Annotated in this window: 1 pseudogene; it reads left to right on the top strand. The window is 42.0% G+C overall.

Annotated elements, in window-relative coordinates:
* Positions 1 to 219 precede the first annotated feature (219 nt).
* A pseudogene (locus BHE18_RS20125) lies at positions 220 to 507 on the top strand (type III pantothenate kinase); the annotation flags it as partial.

The raw sequence follows: 507 nt of genomic DNA, 5'->3' as shown, positions 1-507 counted from the left end.
TTTTTTATGTTATAATGCTTCAGCATATGATAGTTCTGTAAGTCTATCACGATTTGTTCTGTTTAGTTTGTAATTATATGTGTCGTTTATGGTTATGGTCGTTCATATTCGAACTGGTTTGATCCTAGTGGTAGTTGCCGGTTTCTGTTTGTTTTTTTGCTTGTTATGTTGTGGGTTTTTGAAATAATAAGAAGGCATACGAGTTAGTTTTTTTTTTTTTTTGAATCAATTGATGGGGTCATCATGTCTTCCGTCGTGCCCCCAATCATGTTTGCGCTCGAGCGCATGGCACAAAAATATTTCCATACCAAAGCGCTAGTCGTCGGGCCTGGCGTCAAAACCGGCCTCAATATTAAATACGAAAACCCGCGTGAAGTGGGCGCAGACCGAATCGTTAATGCTGTCGCCGCGATACAAGAATACGGAGGACCTTTGATCATTGTTGATTTCGGCACCGCCAACACGTTCTGTTACATCGACGAAAACAACCAATACCAAGGCGGCGCC

The sequence above is a fragment of the Rossellomorea aquimaris genome (genome assembly GCF_001877785.1).
Lineage (GTDB): Bacteria > Bacillota > Bacilli > Bacillales > Bacillaceae_B > Rossellomorea > Rossellomorea aquimaris_A.
This window is presented reverse-complemented; position numbering and strand designations above follow the sequence as displayed.